The organism is Acidithiobacillus sp. (genome assembly GCF_023229925.1).
Classification (GTDB): domain Bacteria; phylum Pseudomonadota; class Gammaproteobacteria; order Acidithiobacillales; family Acidithiobacillaceae; genus Acidithiobacillus.
The window spans coordinates 63,422-85,449 of the sequence record NZ_JALNYM010000001.1; the positions used below are offsets into that span (position 1 = coordinate 63,422).

23 protein-coding genes and 1 pseudogene are annotated in these 22,028 nt (G+C 57.3%); 20 read left to right on the plus strand and 4 right to left on the minus strand.

Features of this window, described 5'->3' with window-relative positions; genetic code table 11:
- Nucleotides 1–13 precede the first annotated feature (13 nt).
- On the plus strand, nt 14–877 hold the full coding sequence (locus tag M0P56_RS00395; protein WP_291508078.1) for an ATP-binding protein: 864 nt from the start codon (nt 14–16) through the stop codon (nt 875–877).
- A 174-nt stretch (nt 878–1,051) separates the two neighbouring features.
- On the opposite strand, the gene M0P56_RS00400 is transcribed toward M0P56_RS00395, so the two are convergent.
- The 3 genes and pseudogenes from M0P56_RS00400 to M0P56_RS00405 all read right to left on the minus strand — a co-directional run bounded on the left by M0P56_RS00400 (nt 1,052) and on the right by M0P56_RS00405 (nt 3,434).
- The gene (locus M0P56_RS00400) at nt 1,052–2,110 is read right to left on the minus strand and encodes a hypothetical protein (protein WP_291508079.1); all 1,059 of its coding nucleotides are present in this window, start codon (nt 2,108–2,110) and stop codon (nt 1,052–1,054) included.
- Between the two features lie 12 nt (nt 2,111–2,122).
- A pseudogene (locus tag M0P56_RS12350) lies at nt 2,123–2,248 on the minus strand (Wzz/FepE/Etk N-terminal domain-containing protein); the annotation flags it as partial.
- Between the two features lie 382 nt (nt 2,249–2,630).
- Entirely contained in the window at nt 2,631–3,434 is an 804-nt protein-coding gene (locus M0P56_RS00405) for an inositol monophosphatase family protein (RefSeq protein WP_291508080.1), read from the minus strand.
- Nucleotides 3,435–3,488: 54 nt separating this feature from the next.
- Here M0P56_RS00405 and M0P56_RS00410 point away from each other — a divergent pair, with 54 nt between their 5' ends.
- Genes M0P56_RS00410 through mnmA form a run of 11 tightly spaced genes read left to right on the plus strand, consistent with a single transcriptional unit; the run spans nt 3,489 to nt 11,810 of the window.
- Nucleotides 3,489–4,286, plus strand: coding sequence for an RNA methyltransferase (locus tag M0P56_RS00410; protein ID WP_291508081.1), 798 nt, complete (start codon nt 3,489–3,491; stop codon nt 4,284–4,286).
- Nucleotides 4,287–4,331: 45 nt separating this feature from the next.
- Nucleotides 4,332–5,081 (plus strand): serine O-acetyltransferase, encoded by a 750-nt coding sequence (gene cysE, locus M0P56_RS00415; protein ID WP_291508082.1) that lies wholly within the window; start codon nt 4,332–4,334, stop codon nt 5,079–5,081.
- A gap of 46 nt (nt 5,082–5,127) precedes the next feature.
- Nucleotides 5,128–5,616, plus strand: coding sequence for an Rrf2 family transcriptional regulator (locus M0P56_RS00420; protein WP_291508083.1), 489 nt, complete (start codon nt 5,128–5,130; stop codon nt 5,614–5,616).
- 18 nt (nt 5,617–5,634) lie between these two features.
- A complete protein-coding gene (locus M0P56_RS00425; RefSeq protein ID WP_291508084.1) occupies nt 5,635–6,900 on the plus strand; it encodes an IscS subfamily cysteine desulfurase in 1,266 nt (421 codons plus the stop codon).
- A gap of 24 nt (nt 6,901–6,924) precedes the next feature.
- Nucleotides 6,925–7,356 (plus strand): Fe-S cluster assembly scaffold IscU, encoded by a 432-nt coding sequence (iscU, locus tag M0P56_RS00430; protein WP_291508085.1) that lies wholly within the window; start codon nt 6,925–6,927, stop codon nt 7,354–7,356.
- A 9-nt stretch (nt 7,357–7,365) separates the two neighbouring features.
- The gene (gene iscA / locus M0P56_RS00435) at nt 7,366–7,689 is read left to right on the plus strand and encodes an iron-sulfur cluster assembly protein IscA (protein ID WP_291508086.1); all 324 of its coding nucleotides are present in this window, start codon (nt 7,366–7,368) and stop codon (nt 7,687–7,689) included.
- Complete coding sequence (hscB, locus tag M0P56_RS00440; protein WP_291508087.1) at nt 7,689–8,306, plus strand: Fe-S protein assembly co-chaperone HscB; 618 nt, start codon at nt 7,689–7,691, stop codon at nt 8,304–8,306. Before iscA ends, hscB begins: the two co-directional genes overlap by 1 nt.
- Before the next feature lie 33 nt (nt 8,307–8,339).
- Nucleotides 8,340–10,205, plus strand: a complete 1,866-nt coding sequence (gene hscA, locus M0P56_RS00445) for a Fe-S protein assembly chaperone HscA (RefSeq protein ID WP_291508088.1) — start codon at nt 8,340–8,342, stop codon at nt 10,203–10,205.
- The gene (fdx, locus tag M0P56_RS00450; protein ID WP_291508089.1) at nt 10,206–10,544 is read left to right on the plus strand and encodes an ISC system 2Fe-2S type ferredoxin; all 339 of its coding nucleotides are present in this window, start codon (nt 10,206–10,208) and stop codon (nt 10,542–10,544) included.
- Nucleotides 10,544–10,738: a Fe-S cluster assembly protein IscX gene (iscX, locus tag M0P56_RS00455; RefSeq protein WP_291508090.1), complete on the plus strand. Its 195-nt coding sequence runs from the start codon at nt 10,544–10,546 to the stop codon at nt 10,736–10,738. The genes fdx and iscX overlap by 1 nt, the downstream gene beginning before the upstream one ends.
- 13 nt (nt 10,739–10,751) lie before the next feature.
- Nucleotides 10,752–11,810 carry a tRNA 2-thiouridine(34) synthase MnmA gene (gene mnmA / locus M0P56_RS00460; RefSeq protein ID WP_291508091.1) on the plus strand — a complete coding sequence of 353 codons (1,059 nt, stop codon included), beginning with the start codon at nt 10,752–10,754 and terminating at the stop codon, nt 11,808–11,810.
- Nucleotides 11,811–11,824: 14 nt separating this feature from the next.
- On the opposite strand, the gene M0P56_RS00465 is transcribed toward mnmA, so the two are convergent.
- Entirely contained in the window at nt 11,825–12,724 is a 900-nt protein-coding gene (locus tag M0P56_RS00465) for a patatin-like phospholipase family protein (protein ID WP_291508092.1), read from the minus strand.
- Nucleotides 12,725–13,004: 280 nt separating this feature from the next.
- Here M0P56_RS00465 and M0P56_RS00470 point away from each other — a divergent pair, with 280 nt between their 5' ends.
- From M0P56_RS00470 to pstB, 8 genes are all read left to right on the plus strand, one after another.
- A complete protein-coding gene (locus M0P56_RS00470) occupies nt 13,005–14,261 on the plus strand; it encodes a DEAD/DEAH box helicase (RefSeq protein WP_291508093.1) in 1,257 nt (418 codons plus the stop codon).
- Nucleotides 14,262–14,554: 293 nt separating this feature from the next.
- The gene (locus M0P56_RS00475) at nt 14,555–15,991 is read left to right on the plus strand and encodes an HDOD domain-containing protein (protein WP_291508094.1); all 1,437 of its coding nucleotides are present in this window, start codon (nt 14,555–14,557) and stop codon (nt 15,989–15,991) included.
- Between the two features lie 152 nt (nt 15,992–16,143).
- Nucleotides 16,144–16,896 (plus strand): phosphate regulon transcriptional regulator PhoB, encoded by a 753-nt coding sequence (gene phoB / locus M0P56_RS00480; RefSeq protein ID WP_291508095.1) that lies wholly within the window; start codon nt 16,144–16,146, stop codon nt 16,894–16,896.
- A 61-nt stretch (nt 16,897–16,957) separates the two neighbouring features.
- A complete protein-coding gene (gene phoR / locus M0P56_RS00485) occupies nt 16,958–18,286 on the plus strand; it encodes a phosphate regulon sensor histidine kinase PhoR (protein ID WP_291508096.1) in 1,329 nt (442 codons plus the stop codon).
- Between the two features lie 66 nt (nt 18,287–18,352).
- Nucleotides 18,353–19,375, plus strand: coding sequence for a phosphate ABC transporter substrate-binding protein PstS (pstS, locus tag M0P56_RS00490; RefSeq protein WP_291508097.1), 1,023 nt, complete (start codon nt 18,353–18,355; stop codon nt 19,373–19,375).
- A gap of 113 nt (nt 19,376–19,488) precedes the next feature.
- Nucleotides 19,489–20,406, plus strand: coding sequence for a phosphate ABC transporter permease subunit PstC (pstC, locus tag M0P56_RS00495; protein ID WP_291508098.1), 918 nt, complete (start codon nt 19,489–19,491; stop codon nt 20,404–20,406).
- Nucleotides 20,403–21,257, plus strand: a complete 855-nt coding sequence (gene pstA, locus M0P56_RS00500) for a phosphate ABC transporter permease PstA (protein WP_291508099.1) — start codon at nt 20,403–20,405, stop codon at nt 21,255–21,257. The genes pstC and pstA overlap by 4 nt, the downstream gene beginning before the upstream one ends.
- Nucleotides 21,257–22,024 carry a phosphate ABC transporter ATP-binding protein PstB gene (gene pstB, locus M0P56_RS00505; RefSeq protein WP_291508100.1) on the plus strand — a complete coding sequence of 256 codons (768 nt, stop codon included), beginning with the start codon at nt 21,257–21,259 and terminating at the stop codon, nt 22,022–22,024. The genes pstA and pstB overlap by 1 nt, the downstream gene beginning before the upstream one ends.
- Nucleotides 22,025–22,028 lie beyond the last annotated feature (4 nt).

Consider the following 22,028-nt stretch of genomic DNA (forward strand, 5'->3'; position numbering starts at 1 on the left):
GAGTTCGTGGACAGTGGAACGTCAACAGGTGATTCAGGGTTTAGCCGCCCTTTTGGGGGACAACAGCAGCCATCCTCTGCCCGATTTTGCCGGGGTAAAGGCCGCGCGCTGGCGCCATCTGCCCCTCGGTGGCCGTCTGGAAGGGGTGGCCCGCGTGGACTTGCCGGAGATGGACGAACTGCTCGGTATCGAAGACACCAAGGCCGCACTGGATTTGAACACCCGCCAGTTTGTCGCCGGTTTTCCCGCCAATGACGCCTTACTCTGGGGCGGGCGGGGCACGGGCAAGTCTTCGCTGGTCAAGGCGCTCTTGCATCGCTATGCGGATCGGGGGCTGCGGGTGATTGAAATCGACCCGGACGGCATCCTCGACCTGCCGGAGATTCTGGCGGCGCTGCAGGCAGCCGATCCGCAGCAGGCCTACTATTTTGTGCTCTTCTGCGATGACCTGTCTTTCGGCGCCGATGACCCCGGCTACAAGGCCCTCAAGTCGCTGCTGGACGGTGGGGTGGAGGCGCGTCCGGACAACGTGCTGCTCTACGCTACCAGCAACCGGCGGCATCTGATGCCGCGCCATTTCGCCGACAACGAGGAATATCATCGCCACGGTGAGGAAATCATCCCCGGCGAGACGGCGGAAGAAAAAATCAGTCTCTCCGAGCGCTTCGGCTTATGGCTGGGCTTTTATCCCTTTGATCAGGCCATGTATCTGGATATTTGCATTATCCATCTGCAACGTCTGGGGGTGCGGACGCCGCCGGCGGAGTGGCGGGAGGAAGCCTTGCGCTGGGCCTTGCAGCGCGGCTCGCGCAGTGGCCGGGTGGCGCGGCAGTTTGCCCGTCACTGGGCCGGGTCCAGGGCGCTGGCGGCACGATAGCAGCTTACCCATCCGATCGTGCGCCGAGTTCGCATAGCCTGCCCGGCGCTTGCGGATCAAAGGATATTTGCCGATGGTTACCGAACATAGAAAGATGAAAGATATACGAGTTATTGAACAGTTTTGCCCTCCAGAATGGGGACCAAAAGTGCGCATAAACGGGGTGTTGTGCGATCAGAAAACGTTCGTTTGTAGTTCGTCCGTTTTGGAAGCCAGTGCGTGCGCGAGCAGTGCGTAAAAAACACTCAATATCAGACCCATAAAGGCGCCCAATATGATGAAAACGGATTTCCCTGGTCCAACAGGCTCGATGGATGGCGATGACGGACGCACCACATGCGTTGTTTGCAAAGCTTTTAATGTTGTTCGCGCCAATTCTATTTGTGCGGAGTTGGTTGCGATCCGCGAACTAAGGTCGCCCTCCCTAAGCTTTAAAGCTGTCCGCGCCAATTCTATTTGTGCGGAGTTGGTTGCGATCTGTGAACTAAGGTCGCCCTCCCGCCGTTTTAATGATTTCAATTGATTCAGTAGGTCGGTCTGCTCCTTAGGTAGTGCTACAGATCGCTCCATCTCTATGTTAAATAATTGTTGCTGCTCTTGTGCTACCTGATTATTTTGGATCATCATAGTTAGTGCGGTAGAATTGTTGTGGACTCCATGGACACCATTTTTCACAAGCGGTTGCATTTTGGCAATCTCTTGCTTTATGCGACCCCCTTGGTTTTGAAGCACGACATCTTTTGTCTTTAGAATATCTAATTCACTGGCAACAGAATGTTCTTGATCAAGATTATTTGATACCTCAGTTGAGAGGGTTTTTGCAGTTGCCTGAAGTTGTTTAAGTTTGGCTTCTGCAGCAGCTTTGACATTTGGTATGCTAACGGAGAAGGTTTTTGCATTTTCCTGAAGTTGTTTAAGTTTGACTTCTACAGCAGCTTTGGATACGGCCGCGATCCTTGCGTTGTCGCTAACCACACGCTGAAGCGAAGCGTTCTGAATTTGGCTGACGATATTACCAAAACGCTTCGGTGCGTCTGTCTTGATGCAAACCATGGAAGAGGATTTGGGATTGGACGTCTTAAACTGTTTTGTATCAAAATTAATTTTCTTCTGCCCATTGAGGACGCTGTCGACGACAGACGGAATATAGGCATTATCTAATTGCGCTATTGCACTTTGTGGGGAGTCAATGAATATCGGCTGACCTTTTGTGTCACGTCCAATAACGCCCATAGCAACACAGGCTCGATAGGAATAGTTGGTTGGACGAATAAAGCTGTAAGCAGCTGAAAGTGAGGCGAAGAATATGGTTGCGCCTATGATAATAAATCGTTTTTGGCGAAGGATTGAATATATTTCATACAGGCTTATTTCATCATAATTTGCTTGTTGCTTGTTGCTTGTTGCTTGTTGCTTGTGTTATTCATGCGGCACCTTTTAAGTATGTTCTTTATTTGTTAAAATTATTCAACTACAAATTTTATTGCAGTACGCTAATGTCACATTCTTGTGAACTATGATGCTATAAGGCGATTTGTATCATTGTGTCTTGTGGCTTGCAACAGGATGGTAAGTGATAGCCTGATGTTACGCGCTTCATCGCCTGCAAGTGGATTGCCATTTTGAGACAAAACGATGAGCGTCCTTAGCGGTTGCTCAAGCGGTCGTGCTGTTGCCATGCCTCCTGCTGGCATGGGTGATGTGAAGATCATAGTGCAATCCATGCGGCCAGGCCATAGCGGAAATCGCCGTTTCAACGGGCTGATTGCGGCTGGTTGATCTCCTGGCTGATGATATGCAGCATCTGGGCATGAATCCGCAGATTACCGGCGACGATATTGCCGTTTTGCAGGTAACCCTGATCACCCTTGAAGTCGGTGGCGACACCGCCCGCCTCCTGCACCAGTAGCGCACCGGCGGCGAGATCCCAGGGCTTGAGGTTGAACTCCCAGAAGCCGTCATAGCGCCCCGCCGCGACATAGGCGAGGTCCAGCGCCGCGGAGCCGGGCCGCCGGACGCCCGCGGTCTTCAGCATGAAGGCTTTGAGGGTGGCGAGGTAGGGGTCCAGGTAGGAAAAATCCCCGTAGGGGAAACCGGTACCCAGGAGTGCCCCATCCAGGTCCTTGCGCTGGGCAATGCGCAGGCGGCGATCGTTGAGGTGCGCCCCGCTGCCCCGGCTGGCGGTAAACAGCTCGTTATGCACCGGATCATAGACTACCGCGTGCTCCAGGCGGTCGAAATGGCGGACGGCAATGGAGACGCAGACTTGCGGCATGCCGTGGATGAAGTTGGTGGTGCCATCGAGGGGGTCAATGATCCACTCGAAGTCTTTATCGGAGATGCGGCTGCCTTCCTCGGCGAGAAGCCCGTGATCGGGGTAAGCGCGGCGGATAATCTCCACAATGGCGGCCTCGGCGCGCTGGTCGACGTCGGTGACAAAGTCATTGTGCGCCTTGCTGGCGATGCTGATTTCATTGACCCGGTCGAAGCTGCGGTTGATGATATCGCCAGCTTTGCGGGCCGCCCGAATGGCGGTAACGAGAATAGGATGCTGCATGAGAACCTTGTGCGAGGAGGAGTCGGAATTGGGGCAGTATAAAGGAGAAAGGCGGTGGCCGCACGGGCGAGGGTTGCGGGCATGATCGGGACGTCTTTGCAGGGCTTGCGTATTGTCCTCGTTGAACCCAGCCACCCCGGCAATATCGGGGCGACGGCACGGGCCATGAAGGTGATGGGATTGCGCCATCTGGTGCTGGTTAATCCGCGCTTTTTCCCCCATCCGGAGGCCACGGCTCTCGCTTCCGGTGCCGAAGATATTCTGGAATCGGCGCAGGTCTGTACCAATCTGGATACGGCCTTGCAGGGTTGCCACAAGGTCTATGGCACCAGCGCCCGCGATCGCCGTATCCAGTGGCCCAGCAGCAACGCGCGGGAGGCGGCGGGAGAGATTCTCACGGATCTGGACACGGGGGATTGTGCCCTGCTCTTCGGCCGGGAGCGGACGGGGCTCACCAATGCGGAGATGGATCGTTGTCAGGTGCTGGTGCATATCCCCACGGCGGATGCATACCACTCCCTGAATCTGGGGCAGGCGGTGCAGGTACTCGCCTATGAGCTCCACATGGCCGCCCTGACGGCCCAGCCAGCGCAGGATGTACCTGTGGAGGATGTGCCGGAGCCGCCCGCGCCCATCGAGGATATGGAAGGCTTTTATGGCCACTTGCAGCATGTGCTGCGCCGTAGCGGTTTTCTTCAGGAGATTCGCGCTACTCGCATGATGCGGCGCCTGCGTCGTCTCTTTGACCGCGCCAGACCGAGCCAGAACGAGGTGAACATCCTGCGCGGTATCCTTACCGAAATTGAGCGCTGGGCGTCTAAAGTAGACAGAAAGGATCAGGATAGTCTTTAATGCGAGGCTTGGTAGTGGCTGGGGCAAATACAGGGGAGTGTGGCAATGGGCGGATACTGGCGGAGTGACCTCGACGCAGTTTTTGCGCGCGATCCCGCAGCGCGTACCCGTCTGGAAGTGTTGCTCACCTATCCCGGCGTTCACGCCCTGTTCCTGCATCGGATCGCTCATGCCCTGTGGCGTCACCGCTGGCGCCTGTTGGCGCGCAGTCTGGCGGCCTTTTCGCGTTTCTGGACAGGTATCGAGATTCATCCGGGGGCGCAGATCGGTAAGGGTTTCTTCATTGATCATGGGATGGGCGTGGTGATCGGTGAGACGGCGGAGATCGGCGACGACTGTACCCTCTATCACGGCGTGACTCTGGGCGGGACTTCCTGGAAGCCGGGCAAACGCCATCCGACCTTGGGGCGTGGCGTCATTGTCGGCGCTGGTGCCAAGGTGCTGGGACCGGTCGTTATCGGGAATAATGCGCGGATCGGCTCCAATGCAGTGGTGGTCAAGTCGGTGCCAGAGGGCGCCACCGTGGTGGGCATCCCTGGGCGGGTCGTCAATAAGGGTGAGCATACGGACAACTTCGAAGCCTACGGCCTGACCGGGCAAATGCCCGATCCGGTGGCGCGGGCCGTGGAGTGCATGCTGGAACACATGCATCGCCAGGATGCGGAGATCGCGCAATTGCGGGATGGTCTCCAGCGGCTGCAGCCGCTGGAGACCATGATGCCCGTGGAGGAGATCGTCTGTGTGCTGGATGATGAGGCCTCAGAAAGCGAGGGAACTCGTGCGGGTAATACTTGACTAATTTAGTAGAGATAGTAGGATGTCGTACAGAGGAGCACCGGACATGAAACTGACGACGAAAGGACGTTATGCGGTGACCGCCATGCTGGATCTGGCATTGAATCAGCGTGGCGGCGTGGTGACGGTAGCCGACATTTCCCAGCGTCAGCAGATTTCCGTGGCTTATTTGGAGCAGCTCCTTGGCCGCCTGCGTCGTTATGGTCTGGTGGAGAGTGTACGTGGTCCGGGTGGTGGTTACCGGCTGGCCATGCCGGATTCAGAAATTTCGTTGACGCGGATTGTGGAGGCTGTCAATGAGTCCATCAGTACGACCCAGTGCGGTGGTGATCCGCAGCAAGGATGTAAGGGGGGCGGGCAGCAGTGCCTTACCCACGACCTGTGGGAAGAATTGGGAGATCGTATCGCCGAGTTTCTCGGGGGAATCACCCTCGGGCAACTGGTACAGAAGCAATTGCACAAGGAGTCGATGCAGTCGGCACCGATCCGGATGACGGATAGGACAGCACTGCGCCCGACGCATGAAACCGCTTAGGATCATGAGGTACAGGAAATGAATCAACCCAAAATCATTGCACTGGATGTCGGGCAGCCCTGGTTGGTCAATCCGGATCGTCCCATTTATCTGGACTATCAGGCGACGACCCCGGTGGACCCGTTGGTTCTGGAACAGATGCTGCCTTTTCTGACCCATGACTTTGGCAATGCGGCTAGCCGTTCCCATCCCTATGGCTGGACAGCGGAAAAAGCGGTAGAGAAGGCGCGCCAGCAGGTGGCTGATGCCATCCACGCCGATCCCCGCGAAATTGTCTGGACTTCGGGTGCGACGGAAGCGACCAATCTGGCCCTCAAGGGTGCGGCGCATTTCTACTCCGGCAAGGGCAGGCATCTCATCACCTTGCGCACCGAGCACAAGGCGACTCTGGACACCTGCCGCCAGTTGGAGCGCGAGGGTTTTGAAGTCACTTATCTGGAAGTGCAGGAGGACGGTCTGGTTGACCTACAGGCTTTTGCGGCGGCGATTCGTCCGGACACCATCTTGGCTTCCGTGCTGTACGTGAACAACGAGATAGGCGTCGTCCAGCCCGTAGAAGCCATCGGCAAAATACTGCGCGCTCACAAGGTATTGTTCCATGTGGATGCAGTGCAGGCCCTGGGCAAGATACCGGTGGATGTGGAAGCCATCGAGGCGGACATGATGAGCCTGTCCGGGCACAAGATTTACGGACCCAAGGGGATCGGTGCCCTCTACGTGCGGCGTAAACCCAGGGTGCGGGTCGAGGCGCAGATTCATGGCGGTGGCCACGAGCGCGGTATGCGTTCCGGGACGTTGCCTACGCACCAGATTGTCGGCATGGGTGCGGCAGCCGAACTGGCCGTACAGTCGATGGAGAGCGATGCCAAGCGTATCCGCCAGTTGCGCGACCGTCTGCTCAAGGGCATTCAGGAGCAGGTGGAGGAAACCTATATCAATGGCAATATGGAACACCGGGTGCCGCATAACCTCAATATCAGTTTTGCCTTTGTGGAAGGCGAGTCGCTGATTATGGCGTTGAAGGAAATCGCTGTGTCCAGCGGATCGGCCTGTACCTCGGCCAGTCTGGAGCCTTCTTATGTGCTTCGCGCCCTGGGTAAGTCCGATGAGCTGGCGCACAGCTCCATCCGCTTCGGCATCGGTCGCTACACGACAGAAGAGGAAATCGATGCCACTATCGAGCTCATCGCCGCGAAGGTAGACAAATTACGAGAGTTGTCTCCGCTCTGGGAGATGCATCAGGAAGGTATTGATCTCAACAGCATTCAGTGGGCCGCACACTAAGGCCCTTACAAGAGGAGAACCATCATGGCATACAGTGAAAAAGTGATTGATCATTATGAACATCCCCGCAACGTGGGAGCGATGGACAAGGATGACCGTGGCGTCGGCACCGGTATGGTGGGTGCACCGGCCTGCGGCGATGTGATGCGTTTACAGATCAGGGTGAACGGGCAGGGCATTATTGAAGATGCCAAGTTCAAGACCTACGGTTGCGGTTCGGCCATCGCCTCCAGTTCGCTGGTGACGGAGTGGGTCAAGGGCAAAACCCTCGATGAGGCGATGACCATCAAGAACAGCCAGATCGCCGAAGAGCTGGAACTGCCTCCGGTCAAGATCCACTGCTCCGTGCTGGCCGAAGACGCCATCAAGGCGGCGGTGGAAGATTACCGGAAAAAGCAGGACGGGGCGCAGGTGGCGGTACAATCGGAAGTGGCCGTTGTCCAGGTGGCACACTAGGATATCGTCATGGCTTTGACCTTATCGGAAAGCGCGGCGCAGCAGGTGCGCAAGAGTATTACCAAACGTGGCAAGGGTCTGGGTATCCGCATCGGTGTGAAAACCAGCGGCTGCTCCGGCTTGTCGTATGTTATGGAGTTTGTGGACGTCCCCAACCCCGAAGATCTGGTGTTTCCCCACGATGACGTGAGTCTTTTTGTGGACCCCAAAAGTCTCATCTATCTGGATGGCACGGAGCTGGACTTTACCCGCGAAGGCCTGAACGAGGGATTCCGTTTTAATAATCCCAACGTGAAAGATGCCTGCGGCTGCGGTGAGAGCTTTACGACCTGATGGCGGATTCCTGTTTCCGCTGCGGGGCGGAGTTGGGTGCTCCGCCCGCGCTGTGTGCATCCTGCGGGGCGGTGCAACCCTTCCGCGCGGAGCTCTCCCTGTTTGCGGTGGCGGGCTTGCCCGAAACCTATGATCTGGACGTTCAGGCACTGCGCACGCAGGTGCTGGCGCTGCAAAAGGGCCTGCATCCAGACCGCTTCGCCAATGCAGTGCCTGCAGAAAAACGCTATTCCCTGGAGTGGAGCACCCGCCTCAATGAGGCCCTGGCGATATTGCGGGACCCCCTGCGGCGTGCCGATTATCTCCTGCAGCGGCAAGGCGTGGACGCGCTGGGTGAGCAGGTGAAGGTCGCTGACCCGGAACTGCTGATGACCCAGATGATCTATCGCGAACGTCTGGAAGATCTGGTGGCGGCACGCGACCTGGCGGGCATGGAGGCTTTGCGTCGGGAGGTGGATACGGCAGTGAGCGGGGTGGTGCAACGTCTCAGGGGGTTATTGGGGGTTTTACCCTGTGCTGAGCCGGAAGCAGCGGGTGCCGCGGTGCGCGCGTTACAGTTTCTCGATAAACTTCTCGGCGAGATAGACCGCAGCGAAGAGTCCTTGCAGAATGCCTGAGCGGCAGAACCTCCACAATCAGGGCGATATATCATGGCGTTAATGCAAATTGCAGAACCGGGCATGGCCGCCGAACCGCATCAGCGGCGGCTGGCCATCGGCATCGACCTGGGGACCACCCACTCGCTGGTGGCCTCCGTGTTGTCGGCGGTGCCCACCGTCATGCGCGATCATAAGGGTAAGTACCTGCTGCCTTCGGTGGTGCGCTACCTCGGTGGCGGCGATATTCATGTCGGCTATCCCGCAGCCGCAGCCGCCGGGCAAGACCCGCACAATACCATTGCCTCGGTGAAACGCCTGATGGGGCGCGGCCATGGCGATGTGCAGACCCTTGCCGGGCACCTGCCTTACGATCTTGTTCCTGGAGAAGGTATGGTGCGTCTGCGCACGGTGGCGGGCGAAAAATCCCCCGTAGAGGTGTCTGCCGAAATATTGCGGGTGCTCAAAGAGCGGGCGGTGGAAACCCTGGGTGGCGAACCGGAGGGCGCGGTGATCACGGTGCCCGCCTATTTCGACGAGGCCCAGCGTCAGGCCACCAAAGATGCGGCCCGTCTGGCGGGGCTGAATGTGCTGCGCCTGCTGGCCGAGCCGACCGCCGCTGCGGTGGCCTATGGTCTGGACAAGGGCAGTGAGGGCGTTTTCGCCATCTACGATCTGGGCGGCGGAACCTTCGATATTTCCATATTGCGCTTGCAGGCGGGGGTCTTTGAGGTGTTGGCGACCGCCGGTGATTCCGCCCTGGGCGGCGACGATATGGATCATGCGTTGGCCGAATGGCTGATGCAGGAGGAGGGCGGTGATGTGTCCGATCCCTTCTGGCGGCGGCAGCTGTTACAGCAGGCGCGTACCACCAAAGAGGTGCTCAGTACCGTTGAGGAAACGACGATAGTGCTGACACCTTCCGGTCGTGCGCCCCATGCGGTGAAACTGTCGCGTAGCCAGTTGGAGTCACTGATTCAGCCGGTTATCCAGCGGTCCCTCCCGGCTTGTCGGCGGGCGCTACGGGATGCCGGTTTAAAGCTGGATGAGATTGAAGGCGTGGTGCTGGTGGGCGGCGCCACCCGTGTCCCCGCCGTGCGCGCGATGGTGGAGGAATTCTTTCAGCAGGTACCGCTGACGGATATCGATCCCGATCAGGTGGTGGCCCTGGGCGCCGCCATTCAGGCCGATGCCCTGGTGGGCAATCAGCGCGAAGATTTGCTGCTCATGGACGTGCTGCCGCTCTCCCTTGGTCTGGAGACCATGGGCGGACTGGTGGAGAAAATCATTTCCCGCAACACCCCCATTCCGGTGGCACGGGCGCAGGAATTCACCACCTTCAAGGATGGTCAGACGGCCATGACCATCCACGTCGTGCAGGGGGAGCGCGATCTGGTGCAGGACTGCCGTTCGCTGGCGCGCTTCAGTCTGCGCGGTATTCCCCCCATGGTGGCCGGTGCCGCAAGGATTCGCGTGACTTTTCAGGTGGATGCCGATGGCCTGCTGGCGGTGCGTGCAGAGGAAACCGGTACGGGGGTGCATTCGGAAGTCGTCGTCAAACCGTCTTACGGTCTGAATGATGCGGAAATCGCCAGGATGCTGCAGGACTCGTTCACCCATGGCGCCGAAGATGTGGCCAGGCGGCGCCTGTCGGAAGCGAAAGTGGAGGGCGAGCGGGTGCGTGAAGCCTTGCGCTCGGCTTTGGCCGTCGACGCCGACCTGCTAGCTCCTGCGGAGCGGGAAATTCTGGACAAAGCCGGTGCTGCGTTGACCAACGCCTTGTCGGGTAATGACGCCGACGTTATCACTGGCGCCGCTGAAGCGGTTGAAACTGCCGCGGAACCGCTGGTACAGCGGCGTATGGACAGTGCCCTGCGCCGCGCCATCGCCGGCCGTTCTATTGACGATCTGGGAGATTGAATGACTAAAATACGCGTCTTGCCGAACCCGGAAATCTGTCCCGAGGGGGCGGAGTTCGACGCTGAACAGGGGGAGACCATCATCACCGCCGCCATGCGCAATGATATTCACATTGAGCATGCCTGCGAGATGTCCTGCGCCTGCACTACCTGTCATGTGATTCTGCGCGCGGGTTTTGACAGTCTCGCGGCGGCGGAAGAAAAAGAAGAGGATTTGCTCGATAAGGCCTGGGGCCTGGAGCCGACCTCCCGCCTCAGTTGCCAGGCGAAAGTGACGGATACCGAACTGGTCATCGAAATCCCCAAATATACTATCAATCTGGAAAAGGAGCGGCACTGATGCGCTGGACCGACACCATGGAGCTTGCCATTGCCCTGGATGAAGCCCACCCGGACGCCGATGTGGTCCATCTGCGTTTCACCGATCTGCATCGCTGGATATTAGAACTGCCCGATTTTGAAGGCGAACCCGAAAAGTCCAGCGAAGGCATCCTCGAAGCCATCCAGATGGCCTGGTTGGCGGAGAGAGACTGAGTCGGGCCGCGCCATGGCGGATAAAAAGGCCCTCATCGCCCTCTCGGGAGGGGTGGATTCTGCCGTAGCGGCACTGCTCATGCGGGAGCAGGGCTACGAACTCACCGGCGTGACCATGCGCCTGTGGCCCAGGAGCCGCTGCTGCGATGAAAAAGATATCGAAGACGCCGCCGAGATCTGCGCCCTGCTCGATATCCCCTATACGGTGCTGGATTATCGCGAGGCGTTCCGGCGTCAGGTGGTCGATGTGTTTGTCGCCGAATATCAGGCGGGGCGTACGCCCAATCCCTGTGCGCGCTGCAATCAGTTCCTCAAGTTCGATGCCCTCCTGGCGGAAGGCGAAAAGTTGGGCGCCACGATGCTGGCAACGGGGCACTATGCGCGCCTGGCGGAAATTTCTTCGGGCACCGCCCTGCTGCGTGGCCGTGACGAAGCCAAAGACCAATCCTATTTTCTTTTCGCCATTGGCGTCGCGCTATTGCCCCGCCTGCGTTTTCCCGTGGGTGGCATGAACAAGGATGAGGTGCGCGCCATGGCCCGCAAACACGGCCTGCCCGTGGCCGCCAAGCAGGATTCACAGGATATCTGCTTTGTCCCGGATGGCGACTACCGCCGCTTTCTGGAAGATTACGCCGGATTGGACATGGCGCAGGAAGGAGAGATGATCGACAGCAGCGGGCAGGTTATCGGCCATCATCCGGGCACCTTGCACTTTACCGTCGGACAGCGGCGCGGTCTGGGCGGTGGCAGCGGTCAGCCGCGCTATGTTTTGGCGCTGGACCCGGTGCAGAACCGGGTGATTGTCGGTGGTGCGAACGAGCTCTACCGCCGTGCAGCCAGCCTGACCGAGTGCAACTGGCTGGCGGATTTGCCGCCCGGCGAAAGCCATGCTGTGACCGTAAAATTGCGTTATCGCTCTCGCGCCGAGCCAGCCATGCTGCGCCTGCTCCCCGATGCCAGGGCCGAACTTCGCTTTTCCGAGCCGCAACGCGCCGTCACCCCCGGTCAGGCTGCCGTCTGCTACCAGGGCGAGCGTCTGCTGGGCGGGGGCTGGATTCAACACGCAGGATAGTCCGCGCGCCTGCGTCAGAACATACCCAATATATGCTGTATTTCCGGTAACATGCGCTGTACGCATTTTTTCCCCTCCATTATGGCTTCACCGGCACGATAAAACTCCAGTAAGCCAATATGGGACAGCTTTGGAGAAAGCAGGATATCCGGGGGATCTCCTGCCATGCGACTCCTGGTGATCCTATCCTGCATAATATTGACCGATCCGGCGATGGCATCAAACAGGCTGGGTGGTTGCTCCTCATCGCTGGTCACTGGAAATATCGAGGCGGTATATGCCGTGACCAAATCTGATATTTTTCCTGCGACACCGGTACCTTGTTTTTCTATGGTTTTGTGGTTTTTGAGGCGTTTTCCAATGATGTCATCGTTTAACGTTACGGCTATAACCATATTCGCACCAAGCGCCCGACAGGCGGAAATGGGAACGGGATTCACCAGCCCGCCATCTATAAGCCATTTACCATGGTTTTTAACCGCTGGAAAGAGGCCAGGTACTGATATGGAAGCAAAAACGGCCTCCAGGATGGAGCCCTCCGTCAACCAAATTTCCCTGCCAGTATGCAAATCTGTTGCTACAGAGGCATACCTTTTGGCAACAATATCCTCTATTTCCGAATCATCATCTGCCACATATTTTTTGAGAAAATAATGGAGCCGTTCTTTGTTGACAAAACCATTCAGTGACATGTTGATGGCAAAAAATTTGGCGGTTTCAAGCTTCGTCAGCGAGCGCACCCATTCTTCCAGCTTCTCAAGGTTGTTGGAAACATAAGATGCGCCAACCAATGCGCCTATGGAGGTACCGCAAACAATATCCGGTACGATTCCATGATCACTTAACGCGCTTATCACCCCGATATGTGCCCATCCGCGAGCCGCGCCACTGCCAAGAGCTAAACCTATAGTCATGGTGATCTCACCCCCAAGTGTTTTTTGTCACATGGCCCAGGATGCACTGTAGCGCGCCCGCGAAGTGCGCGATAGGGAAGGTGTGGATGATGTCGCTCCTTTCGCGGCTGCCGATCCTGCCATCATTTATTACTCGCAATGATTAGTATGTTCTGTTAAAGTGCACTCGCCTTCATGCCTCAGTCTGCATGAAGCGCGTCGCACTGGTTCCCACCTTGATGAAGCGTCTGCCATAGACTGGCGCCCCTGTGGCGAGGCCGGTGTTTTTGGAGTAAAAATTATGTCATCTTTTGAATCCCTTGGGCTTTCTGAACCCATTTGGCGTGCAGCTGCCGAGCGCGGTTACACTACTCCCACCCCCATTCAGGAGCAGGCCATTCCGGTGGTCATGTCCGGTGTCGATCTGTTGGCTGGCGCGCAGACGGGTACCGGCAAGACCGCTGCGTTCGCCATGCCCATTCTGCACAAGCTGTCCGCCACCGCAGATACTGCGGCGCATAGTCCTTCCAGTGTGCGTGCGCTGATTCTCGTCCCCACCCGTGAACTGGCGGCACAGGTAGAGGAGAGCGTGCAGTTGTATGGGCGTTATCTTTCTCTGCGTTCGCTGGTGCTCATCGGTGGTGTTAAGATCAATCCGCAGATGCAAAAGTTGCGTCGCAGTGTAGACGTATTGGTCGCTACCCCCGGTCGTCTGCTGGATCATATCCAGCAGCGCAGCGTCGACCTCTCTCACGTCGAGATCCTTGTGCTCGACGAAGCAGATCGCATGCTCGACATGGGTTTTATCCGCGATATCCGGCGTATTCTTGCGGTTTTGCCCAAGAGGCGCCAAAACCTGCTGTTCTCGGCGACGTTTTCACCGGAAATCCGCAGCCTGGCCGATGGCTTGCTGAACAATCCGGCCAGCGTCGAAGTCGCGACGCGCAATGCTACTGCTGACAATGTCGCCCAGCGGATTTTTGCCGTCGATCAGGATCGCAAGCGGGAACTTCTTGCGCACCTGATTGAAGAACATCAATGGGGGCAGGTGCTGGTCTTCACCCGCACTAAGCATGGTGCCGATCGACTTGCCAAGCACCTGTCCCAGGATGGTATGCAGGCCATGGCCATCCACGGTGACAAGAGTCAGGGTGCACGTACCCGCGCTCTGGCGGAGTTCAAGGAAGGTAAAGTTCGGGTATTGGTCGCAACGGACATCGCCGCCCGCGGCATCGATATCAGCGAGTTGCCCCATGTAGTTAATTTTGAACTTCCCCATGTGCCCGAGGATTATGTCCATCGCATCGGACGAACCGGTCGCGCTGGCAACAATGGCCAAGCCGTATCGCTGGTGAGCAGCGAAGAGCGTAAGCAGTTGCAGGATGTGGAAAAGCTGCTGCGCCGCTCCTTTGATCGAGAGATCGTCGTCGGCTTCGAGCCTCGGCAATCCTTCCCCAGCCATGTGCCGTCATCGGCTCCGCGCCGTCCGACTCACGCCGCCGGGCGGGGCCGACCCAGTTCAGGGACGACGCCTTCGGGCCGTGCCCGCCGCGCATGATCTAGCCTTTTTTCAGTCCGATAATGAGGTGTAACCCGCGGGGACTGCGTTCAAACCGGATAGGCCCGTCAGCTTGCATCACCAAGGCCTTAGTTTGTGGGTCTAAAGAACGAGCTGGCCCCGTGTCTGGGGCCATGAGGAAGTGCTGTCTGATTGAACGAATACGCCCCCGGATTTGTTGCTTTTCTCTGTGAGCCGCCTATATAGAATCGTGTATAGCATTACCAATACTTTCAAACTTTCCGCATATTCTGGGCGATTCGCAGTCTGTTTTTGGTTAGAAGGAAGGTGTTATGTCCGATGCCGCATCAGAGCCTGCCGTAAATACTATTTCTCAATTGATTCGACTCATTACGGACAAGCACTTGCCGGCGTTTGCAAGTACCCTCAAAAACGTCTTCAGAGCTACCGACAGCGATTCGACATCTGGGCAGCAGATCGCGCAGATCATATTGCGGGATTCCGCTTTGACTTCACGGGTGTTGTGCGCGGCCAATGCGGCCAATCTGGGTTACGGCGCACACACTAAAATTGCGACGGTCAGCCGTGCCGTAGTGGTATTGGGCGTCAATGCATTGCGCAGCTTATGCGTTTCGGCAGCGGTGGTAGAGTCCATGACTGGCCCTCGACAGTTCCGGGATCGCGTGCGCGATGCACTGGCACGGGCACTGCATTCCGCTTTTCAGGCTCGGGACATTGGTGTTAGCGAAGGTCTTGGTCCTGAGGCTGCAGAGCGCCTATTTATTGAGTCACTGCTTTCCCATATCGGTGAGATTGCGTTCTGGTGCTATGGCGAGGAGTTCGCGGTGCGGATGGATGCGGTGTTGCGGGTAGGAATGCCAACCGCGGAGGCCGCGCGTGAAGTATTGGGATGTTCTTTTCAGCAATTCGGTCGGGATCTTTTACAGATTTGGAAGCTCGATTTTGTGTTGCAGAACAGCCCGGAGGTGGGGTTGGGCAATCGCCTGACCAGTGCCGCCGCGCAGGGCTGGGGGCACCCGATCCTGAAGAGTATTGTCACCGAAATCAGCCAGATATACCGTCTGTCCGACGAGGATACCTGTGCACGTCTGCAACGGAATGCTGAGGCGGCAAATCAGATGGCCATTATGCTGGGTATTGAAGGTATCCAAGAGTTGTTACCCGACCATACGGATGCAGAAACTATTGAGAATATTGCGGACGAAGGCCAGGGCACTCAATACCCAGAACCCGATTTCAAATTGCAGATGCGGGCACTGACTGAACTGGGGAAGGTCGCGCAATCGCGCAAGGATCTCCCGCTGCTGCTGGAAACCTGTCTGGAAGGTATTTATCGCGCTGTGGGACTGGATCGCGCGGCTATTTGCCTGATCAGTCCGGATCGGGCCCTGCTGTCCGCACGTATCGTCGTTGGCCATCAGGCGAACGTGCTACACGCGCTGCTAAACTGGCCGCTGACCGCGCAATCGCTCAGGGCTCTGCAACCCGATCTGCGTTGTTGGCGGCAGGAGCGCACGACGCACTCAAACCATCCAAAAAATCCGATGAAAAGCGCACTAAGCTTCTTGTTCGATACCTTGCCGGGTGATGCCTTGCTGGCGACCTTTTCGGTGGACAACCGCCCTATCGGAATTCTCTATGCGGATCGGGAGCCTTCGGGCCGTGCCCTCGATGCGGACGCCTTCGAGGGCTTCAAGAGTTTTGTCGAGCAAACGGAGATGGTCATGCGCAGTCTGCGTCGTGCCTGAGCCGACGGGTTGCTTTGTCAACCGCCTGGGCCGTAGTCCAGAGTCGGACTTGGCGGGCAGCGTTCTTCCCATCCAGCACTGGCCGAGTTATCTTTGTCCGCAATGCCTTGGCATTCCGCCAGGGCTTGCGCCACAATAAGCGGGTGATGAGCGTGTCCGAGCGAAAGGCAGATATGGACGAAGACAAGACATCCTCCCGCGTTCTGGTGGTGGAGGATGAGGAAGGTATTCAGGAACTCCTGCGCGTCACCCTGCAGCGTCAGGGCTTTGAAGTGCGTTGTGAGGGGAGTGTCGAATCTGCGGAAACGGTGCTCCTGACCTGGGCGCCGCAGTTGCTCGTTCTTGACTGGATGCTTCCCGGCGAGAACGGTCTGGCATGGTGCCGTACTCTGCGCCGCCGTGAGGAGACCCAGAAGCTGCCCATCATTTTGCTCACGGCGCGCGGTGGAGAGGGCGACCGGGTGCATGGTCTTGAATCGGGCGCGGACGATTATCTGGCCAAACCTTTTTCTCCGCGGGAGTTGGTGGCGCGGGTCAATGCCCTGCTACGGCGTAGTTATGGCGGTACGGCGGCTAGTCGGGTACGGCTCGGTGAGCTGCATGTGGACCTACGCGCGCATCGGGTGTATGCCGGTAAGGTACAGATCCATCTCGGCCCTACCGAGTTTCGCCTTTTGCGTCTCTTTGTGACCAATCCAGAACGCGTCTTTTCGCGGGATATGCTGCTCGATCAGATCTGGGGGCGGCAGAGCTTTATCGAAGAGCGGACGGTCGACGTTCACATTCGTCGCTTGCGGCGGGAATTGGACCATCACGGTTATGCTCATATCATCGAAACAGTAAGGGGTGAAGGCTATCGCTGTAGTGCCTTGGGTCCCCAGCGAGATACGGTGGGCGGGCGATGACTGGTACGGCGGTTTTTGAGCATTCAGCGCGCCGCCGCGCACGTCGCTATCCTTTTCCAGCGTGAAGCACCTCCGTGCCTGGTTTTATCCCGTAGCGCTCTGGGCGCTGATCCCGATTTTTCTGACCGCCGATGATTTGCGCGCTTGGCCCTACCTCCTACCGGTGGTCATCGCCCTCTTGTTGGCGCTCTGGGTCGGCTGGCATCGCCAGCAATCCCAGAGCTTCAGCGCTTGGTTCCGCAACCCGGATACCTTGCTGCCACCGTTGGCGGGGGGGATGTGGGAGGAGACCTTTGCCGAGGGCTACCACTGGCGGCGTGATCAGGAGGTACAGCACCGCCTGCTCAGTGCCCAGATTGTACAATTGCGCGACGCCTTGCAGGCCATGCCGGACGTCGTGGTGCTCATGGATGAGCGCGGCCAGCTACTTTGGGTGAATCCTTCCGGTATCCGTTTGCTGCAACTGCAATGGCCAGAGGACGCCGGAAAGCCGCTAACCTTCTGGCTGCGCACCCCGCATCTGCGGGCCTTCCTCGCTGGCGAGGGGCCACCCAGCTTGCAACTCCCCGCACCGGCAGATGCACAACAGATTTTGGAGGGTATGCGCTATCCCCTCGCCGATGCTGGCGCATTGGTTATTTTCCGGGACGTGACCCGCATCCGTCAGCTCGAACAGGTCCGTCAGGACTTCGTGGCCAATGTCTCCCACGAGTTGCGTAGCCCGCTCACGGTGGTGCGCGGTTTCCTGGAAAATATGTTGGATAGCCCTATCGCGACCGATGATGAGGTGAGCAGTCAACTCCGTCTCATGGAGCAGCAGACGCTACGCATGCAGTCTTTGGTTGAGGACTTGTTGTCCCTGGCGCGCATGGAAGCCGCCGAAGCAAATCCGGAACACTGCGAAACGCTGATGCTCGCGGATATGGTACACAACACGCTGGATACCCTGGCGCCCGCGATAGCGCAAAAACGTTTGCAGATCGACACCGTGCTGGATAACGACTTGGGTTTTTTTGCAGAAACCATCGACCTGACTAGTATCATTCGCAATTTATTGGAAAACGCCATCAAATATACCCCGGTAGACCGCGCTGTCAGCGTGCGCTGGGAGCGTCGCCCTGGCGATCTGCTTCTGGTGGTGCAGGATACCGGCGATGGTATCGCTGCCGAGCATCTGCAGCGTATCACCGAACGTTTTTACCGGGTGGACAAAGGTCGTTCCCGACGCATGGGCGGCACGGGGTTGGGACTGGCTATTGTCCGTCACGCCGTCGAGCGTTATCAGGGGCATCTGGAGGTAACCAGTGAAGTGGGTAGGGGAACCACTTTTACTGTGCATTTCCCGCTTCATCTCGCCCGCAGTCTCCTTTCCGACCCTGCGATGTCATAAAATTGTAATAAAATCTTGCTATAATCTTTGCTCAGTCTTGAACAAGACCTGAATAAGGGGCGTGATATGATGAAAACCATTGGCGTGGCTTTCGTGTTGGGCGTGATGAGCCTGGGCGCAGCAGGGCTGGCGCAGGCGGCAATTATTTCCGCCGCAGGCGGCACGGCCATTTATCCCGTTCTGTCCAAATGGGCAGAAACCTACAAACAGAAAACGGGCACCATGGTGAACTATCAGGCCATCGGCTCTGGTGGTGGTATTGCCCAAATCATGGCCAAGACCGTCGCTTTCGCCAATAGCGACATGCCTATTAAACCTGAAGATCTCAGCAAAGACCAACTCATCCAGTTTCCGGCAGTGATTATTGGCATTACCCCCGTCGTGAATGTCCCCGGTATAAAGCCCGGTGAACTGACCTTCAACGGTACCGTGCTCACCGGTATTTACCTGGGTAAAATCAAGAAATGGAACGACACGGCCATAGCCGACCTCAATAAGGGCGTTAAGTTGCCGGATATGAATATCACCGTGGTCCATCGTTCTGATGGTTCCGGCACTACCTTCAACTTTACCAATTATCTGGCCAAGGTCAGCCCGGAATGGAAGCAACGGGTGGGCGATAACACCGCCGTTTCCTGGCCTGTGGGTGTGGGTGGCAAGGGTAATGCGGGCGTCGCTGCTTATGTGCAGCGGATTCCTGGTGCCATCGGCTACGTGGAATATGCCTATGCCAAGGAAAATCACATGGCTTACGGCAAAATGATCAATGCTGCGGGCAAAGTGGTGGCCCCTGATCTGGCCACTTTCCAGGCCGCCGCGGCGAACGCGGACTTTACCAAGGTAGAGGATTTCTACATGATTCTCACCAACCAGCCGGGTGCCCAGAGTTGGCCCATCTCCGCTGCGACTTACATCCTTATGCGCAAAAACGCCGATAAGACGGCTAATGCCGGGGTTTTGAAGTTTACGCGCTGGTTCCTGACAGCCCCGCAGGCGCAAGCAGAAGCCAAGAGCCTGGATTATGTGCCATTACCAAAAAATACGGTGACGCAAATTGAGGCGTACTGGAAAAAGAATCTGGGTCAGTGAACTAAAATATGGACGATACCCGTGGCGCAGAATTGGGAATGGGGAAGGCTGCGGTGCCGTCCCCCGCTGTGCCATCTCGCATCGGCCTGGTGCGATCAAGGCGTCTGCATGTTATGGACCGTGGTTTCCGCTGGCTGACAGGCGGGCTCGCCTTTTTGGTTCTGCTCCTGCTGGTCGGTGTAGCGTTGTCCCTCTTTGTGCGCGGGTGGGGAGCCTTTCATCATTTTGGCTTCGCTTTTTTCTGGAGCGAGGCCTGGGATCCTGTTACGGAAAACTTCGGCGCTCTGGTGCCGATTTACGGGACTTTGGTCAGCTCCCTGGTCGCCATGTTGATCGCCGTGCCCATCAGTTTCGGCATCGCGTTATTTATCAGTGAACTTGCGCCCGAATGGTTACGCCAACCGGTCGGTAGCGCCATAGAATTGCTGGCGGGTATCCCCAGCATCATCTTCGGCATGTGGGGTCTCTTCGTCTTTGCGCCGGTTTTGGGCCGCGCAGAGCCTTGGCTCAATGACCATCTGGGTGTTCTGCGCGGTATTGGTGCGTTGTTTCGCGGCCCGCCGATGGGCATCGGTATGCTGGCTGCCGGTATTATTCTGGCCATTATGGTAATCCCCTTTATTTCGGCGATCATGCGCGATGTTTTTCTGGTTGTGCCCACGCTGCTCAAAGAGTCGGCCTATGGCCTGGGTGCCACGACTTGGGAGGTGGCACGCCATGTGGTTCTTCCATATACCCGTACGGCGGTAGTCGGTGGCGTGTTCCTCGGTCTGGGCCGCGCCCTTGGTGAAACCATGGCAGTAACTTTTGTGATCGGTAATGCCCACGATCTCCACATCTCTTTGCTCGACGCTGGAAACTCTATCGCCGCAGCACTGGCGAACGAGTTTGCCGAGGCTTTTTCACCCATGTACAAATCGGCGCTCATGGCCTTGGGTTTCATTCTCTTCATCATTACCTTCGTGGTGCTGGTGCTGGCCAAACTGATGCTTTGGCGTCTCGGTCAGGGGCAAGAGAAGGCGGGCTTATGAGCACGGCTATGAACGTCCGCTATCTGCGCCGCCGCTTCTGGAATATCTTTAATCTGGGCATGGCGGTAGCCATGACCTTGTTTGGCCTCTTCTGGCTGGTCTGGATTCTCTGGACCACCCTCTCTTATGGCGCTACCGCCCTGAACCTGGAACTGTTTACAGCCGATACACCTGCGCCCGGCAGCATCGGCGGGCTGCGCAATGCCTTCGTGGGTAGCCTGTTGATGATCGGCGTGGCGGTACTGATTGGTACTCCTGTGGGAATCCTGGCCGGCACCTATCTCGCCGAGTTTGCGCAAGGCAGCCGCCTGGCGGGGGTCATCCGGTTTTTTAATGATATTCTGCTCAGCGCGCCTTCCATTGTGATCGGCCTGTTTATTTATGCAGTCATGGTGGTGCCCATGGGGAACTTCTCTGGTCTTGCCGGGGCCTTGTCACTGGCTATTTTGCTTTTGCCCGTCGTCCTGCGTACCACGGATGAGATGCTGGGCATGGTCCCCGGCACCCTGCGTGAGGCGGCCCTGGCTCTGGGGGCGCCCCATTGGAAGATGATCGTTCAGGTGAGTTATCGGGCTGCGCGTTCTGGTATACTCACCGGGGTTCTGCTGGCGGTCGCGAGGATTAGCGGCGAGACCGCACCGCTGCTGTTCACGGCGCTCAATAATCAGTTCTTCAGCATGAATCTGGACAAGCCGATCGCCAATGTCCCCGTAGTCATTTTTCAGTTTGCCATGAGTCCTTATCCGGAATGGCAGCATCTGGCCTGGGCGGGTGCGTTGATAGCTGCCATGGCTGTGCTAGTCTTGGGCCTCGTTTCTCGCTTTCTTATCAAAGACAGGAGTCCGCGTTAATGTCGGAACCTCAGAAAACCAAAATATCCGTCCGCCACCTGGATTTTTTTTACGGGAGCAACAGGGCTCTGACAGATATCAATCTGGAAATGCCCGAGAATCAGGTGACAGCGTTCATCGGGCCATCGGGTTGCGGCAAGTCGACGCTCCTGCGGGTCTTTAATCGCATGTATTCTCTGTACCCCGGGCAACGGGCGACCGGCGAGGTACTGCTGGATGGTGAGAATACGCTCGCTCCCGGCACGGATGTGAATATGCTGCGCGCCAAAGTTGGTATGGTATTTCAGAAACCAACGCCTTTTCCCATGTCCATCTATGACAATATCGCCTTTGGCATCAAGCTCTATGAAAAATTACGCAAGGTGGAGATGGACGAACGGGTGGAGCAGGCGTTGCGTCAGGCAGCCCTCTGGGAGGAGGTGAAGGATAAGCTCAAGACGAGTGGGCTGGGGTTGTCCGGCGGACAGCAGCAACGCCTGTGTATCGCGCGCGCAGTGGCGGTGCAACCAGAGGTGATCCTGCTGGATGAGCCGACTTCGGCGTTGGATCCTATTGCTACCCTCAAGATTGAAGAGCTGGTGAGCGAACTGCGCAATCAATTTACGATTCTGATCGTCACCCACAACATGCAACAGGCGGCGCGCGTCTCTGATTACACGGCATTTATGTATATCGGCGAGATGGTGGAATTTGGGCCTACCAATCAGTTATTCACCAATCCCGAAAAAAAGCAGACAGAAGACTACATCACGGGTCGCTACGGTTAAGGAG

Excerpts from the sequence above, each read along its gene's own strand:
- pstS (WP_291508097.1), top strand. The coding sequence starts at position 18,353 with ATGATGAAAACCATTGGCGTGGCTTTCGTGTTGGGCGTGATGAGCCTG.
- pstB (WP_291508100.1), top strand. The coding sequence starts at position 21,257 with ATGTCGGAACCTCAGAAAACCAAAATATCCGTCCGCCACCTGGATTTT.
- M0P56_RS00400 (WP_291508079.1), bottom strand. The coding sequence starts at position 2,110 with ATGGGCGTTATTGGACGTGACACAAAAGGTCAGCCGATATTCATTGAC.
- mnmA (WP_291508091.1), top strand. The coding sequence starts at position 10,752 with ATGGCGGATAAAAAGGCCCTCATCGCCCTCTCGGGAGGGGTGGATTCT.
- iscX (WP_291508090.1), top strand. The coding sequence starts at position 10,544 with ATGCGCTGGACCGACACCATGGAGCTTGCCATTGCCCTGGATGAAGCC.
- M0P56_RS00470 (WP_291508093.1), top strand. The coding sequence starts at position 13,005 with ATGTCATCTTTTGAATCCCTTGGGCTTTCTGAACCCATTTGGCGTGCA.
- iscA (WP_291508086.1), top strand. The coding sequence starts at position 7,366 with ATGGCTTTGACCTTATCGGAAAGCGCGGCGCAGCAGGTGCGCAAGAGT.
- M0P56_RS00465 (WP_291508092.1), bottom strand. The coding sequence starts at position 12,724 with ATGACTATAGGTTTAGCTCTTGGCAGTGGCGCGGCTCGCGGATGGGCA.
- M0P56_RS00420 (WP_291508083.1), top strand. The coding sequence starts at position 5,128 with ATGAAACTGACGACGAAAGGACGTTATGCGGTGACCGCCATGCTGGAT.
- cysE (WP_291508082.1), top strand. The coding sequence starts at position 4,332 with ATGGGCGGATACTGGCGGAGTGACCTCGACGCAGTTTTTGCGCGCGAT.
- pstC (WP_291508098.1), top strand. The coding sequence starts at position 19,489 with ATGGACCGTGGTTTCCGCTGGCTGACAGGCGGGCTCGCCTTTTTGGTT.
- pstA (WP_291508099.1), top strand. The coding sequence starts at position 20,403 with ATGAGCACGGCTATGAACGTCCGCTATCTGCGCCGCCGCTTCTGGAAT.
- M0P56_RS00425 (WP_291508084.1), top strand. The coding sequence starts at position 5,635 with ATGAATCAACCCAAAATCATTGCACTGGATGTCGGGCAGCCCTGGTTG.
- hscA (WP_291508088.1), top strand. The coding sequence starts at position 8,340 with ATGGCGTTAATGCAAATTGCAGAACCGGGCATGGCCGCCGAACCGCAT.
- iscU (WP_291508085.1), top strand. The coding sequence starts at position 6,925 with ATGGCATACAGTGAAAAAGTGATTGATCATTATGAACATCCCCGCAAC.
- M0P56_RS00405 (WP_291508080.1), bottom strand. The coding sequence starts at position 3,434 with ATGCAGCATCCTATTCTCGTTACCGCCATTCGGGCGGCCCGCAAAGCT.
- fdx (WP_291508089.1), top strand. The coding sequence starts at position 10,206 with ATGACTAAAATACGCGTCTTGCCGAACCCGGAAATCTGTCCCGAGGGG.
- M0P56_RS00475 (WP_291508094.1), top strand. The coding sequence starts at position 14,555 with ATGTCCGATGCCGCATCAGAGCCTGCCGTAAATACTATTTCTCAATTG.
- hscB (WP_291508087.1), top strand. The coding sequence starts at position 7,689 with ATGGCGGATTCCTGTTTCCGCTGCGGGGCGGAGTTGGGTGCTCCGCCC.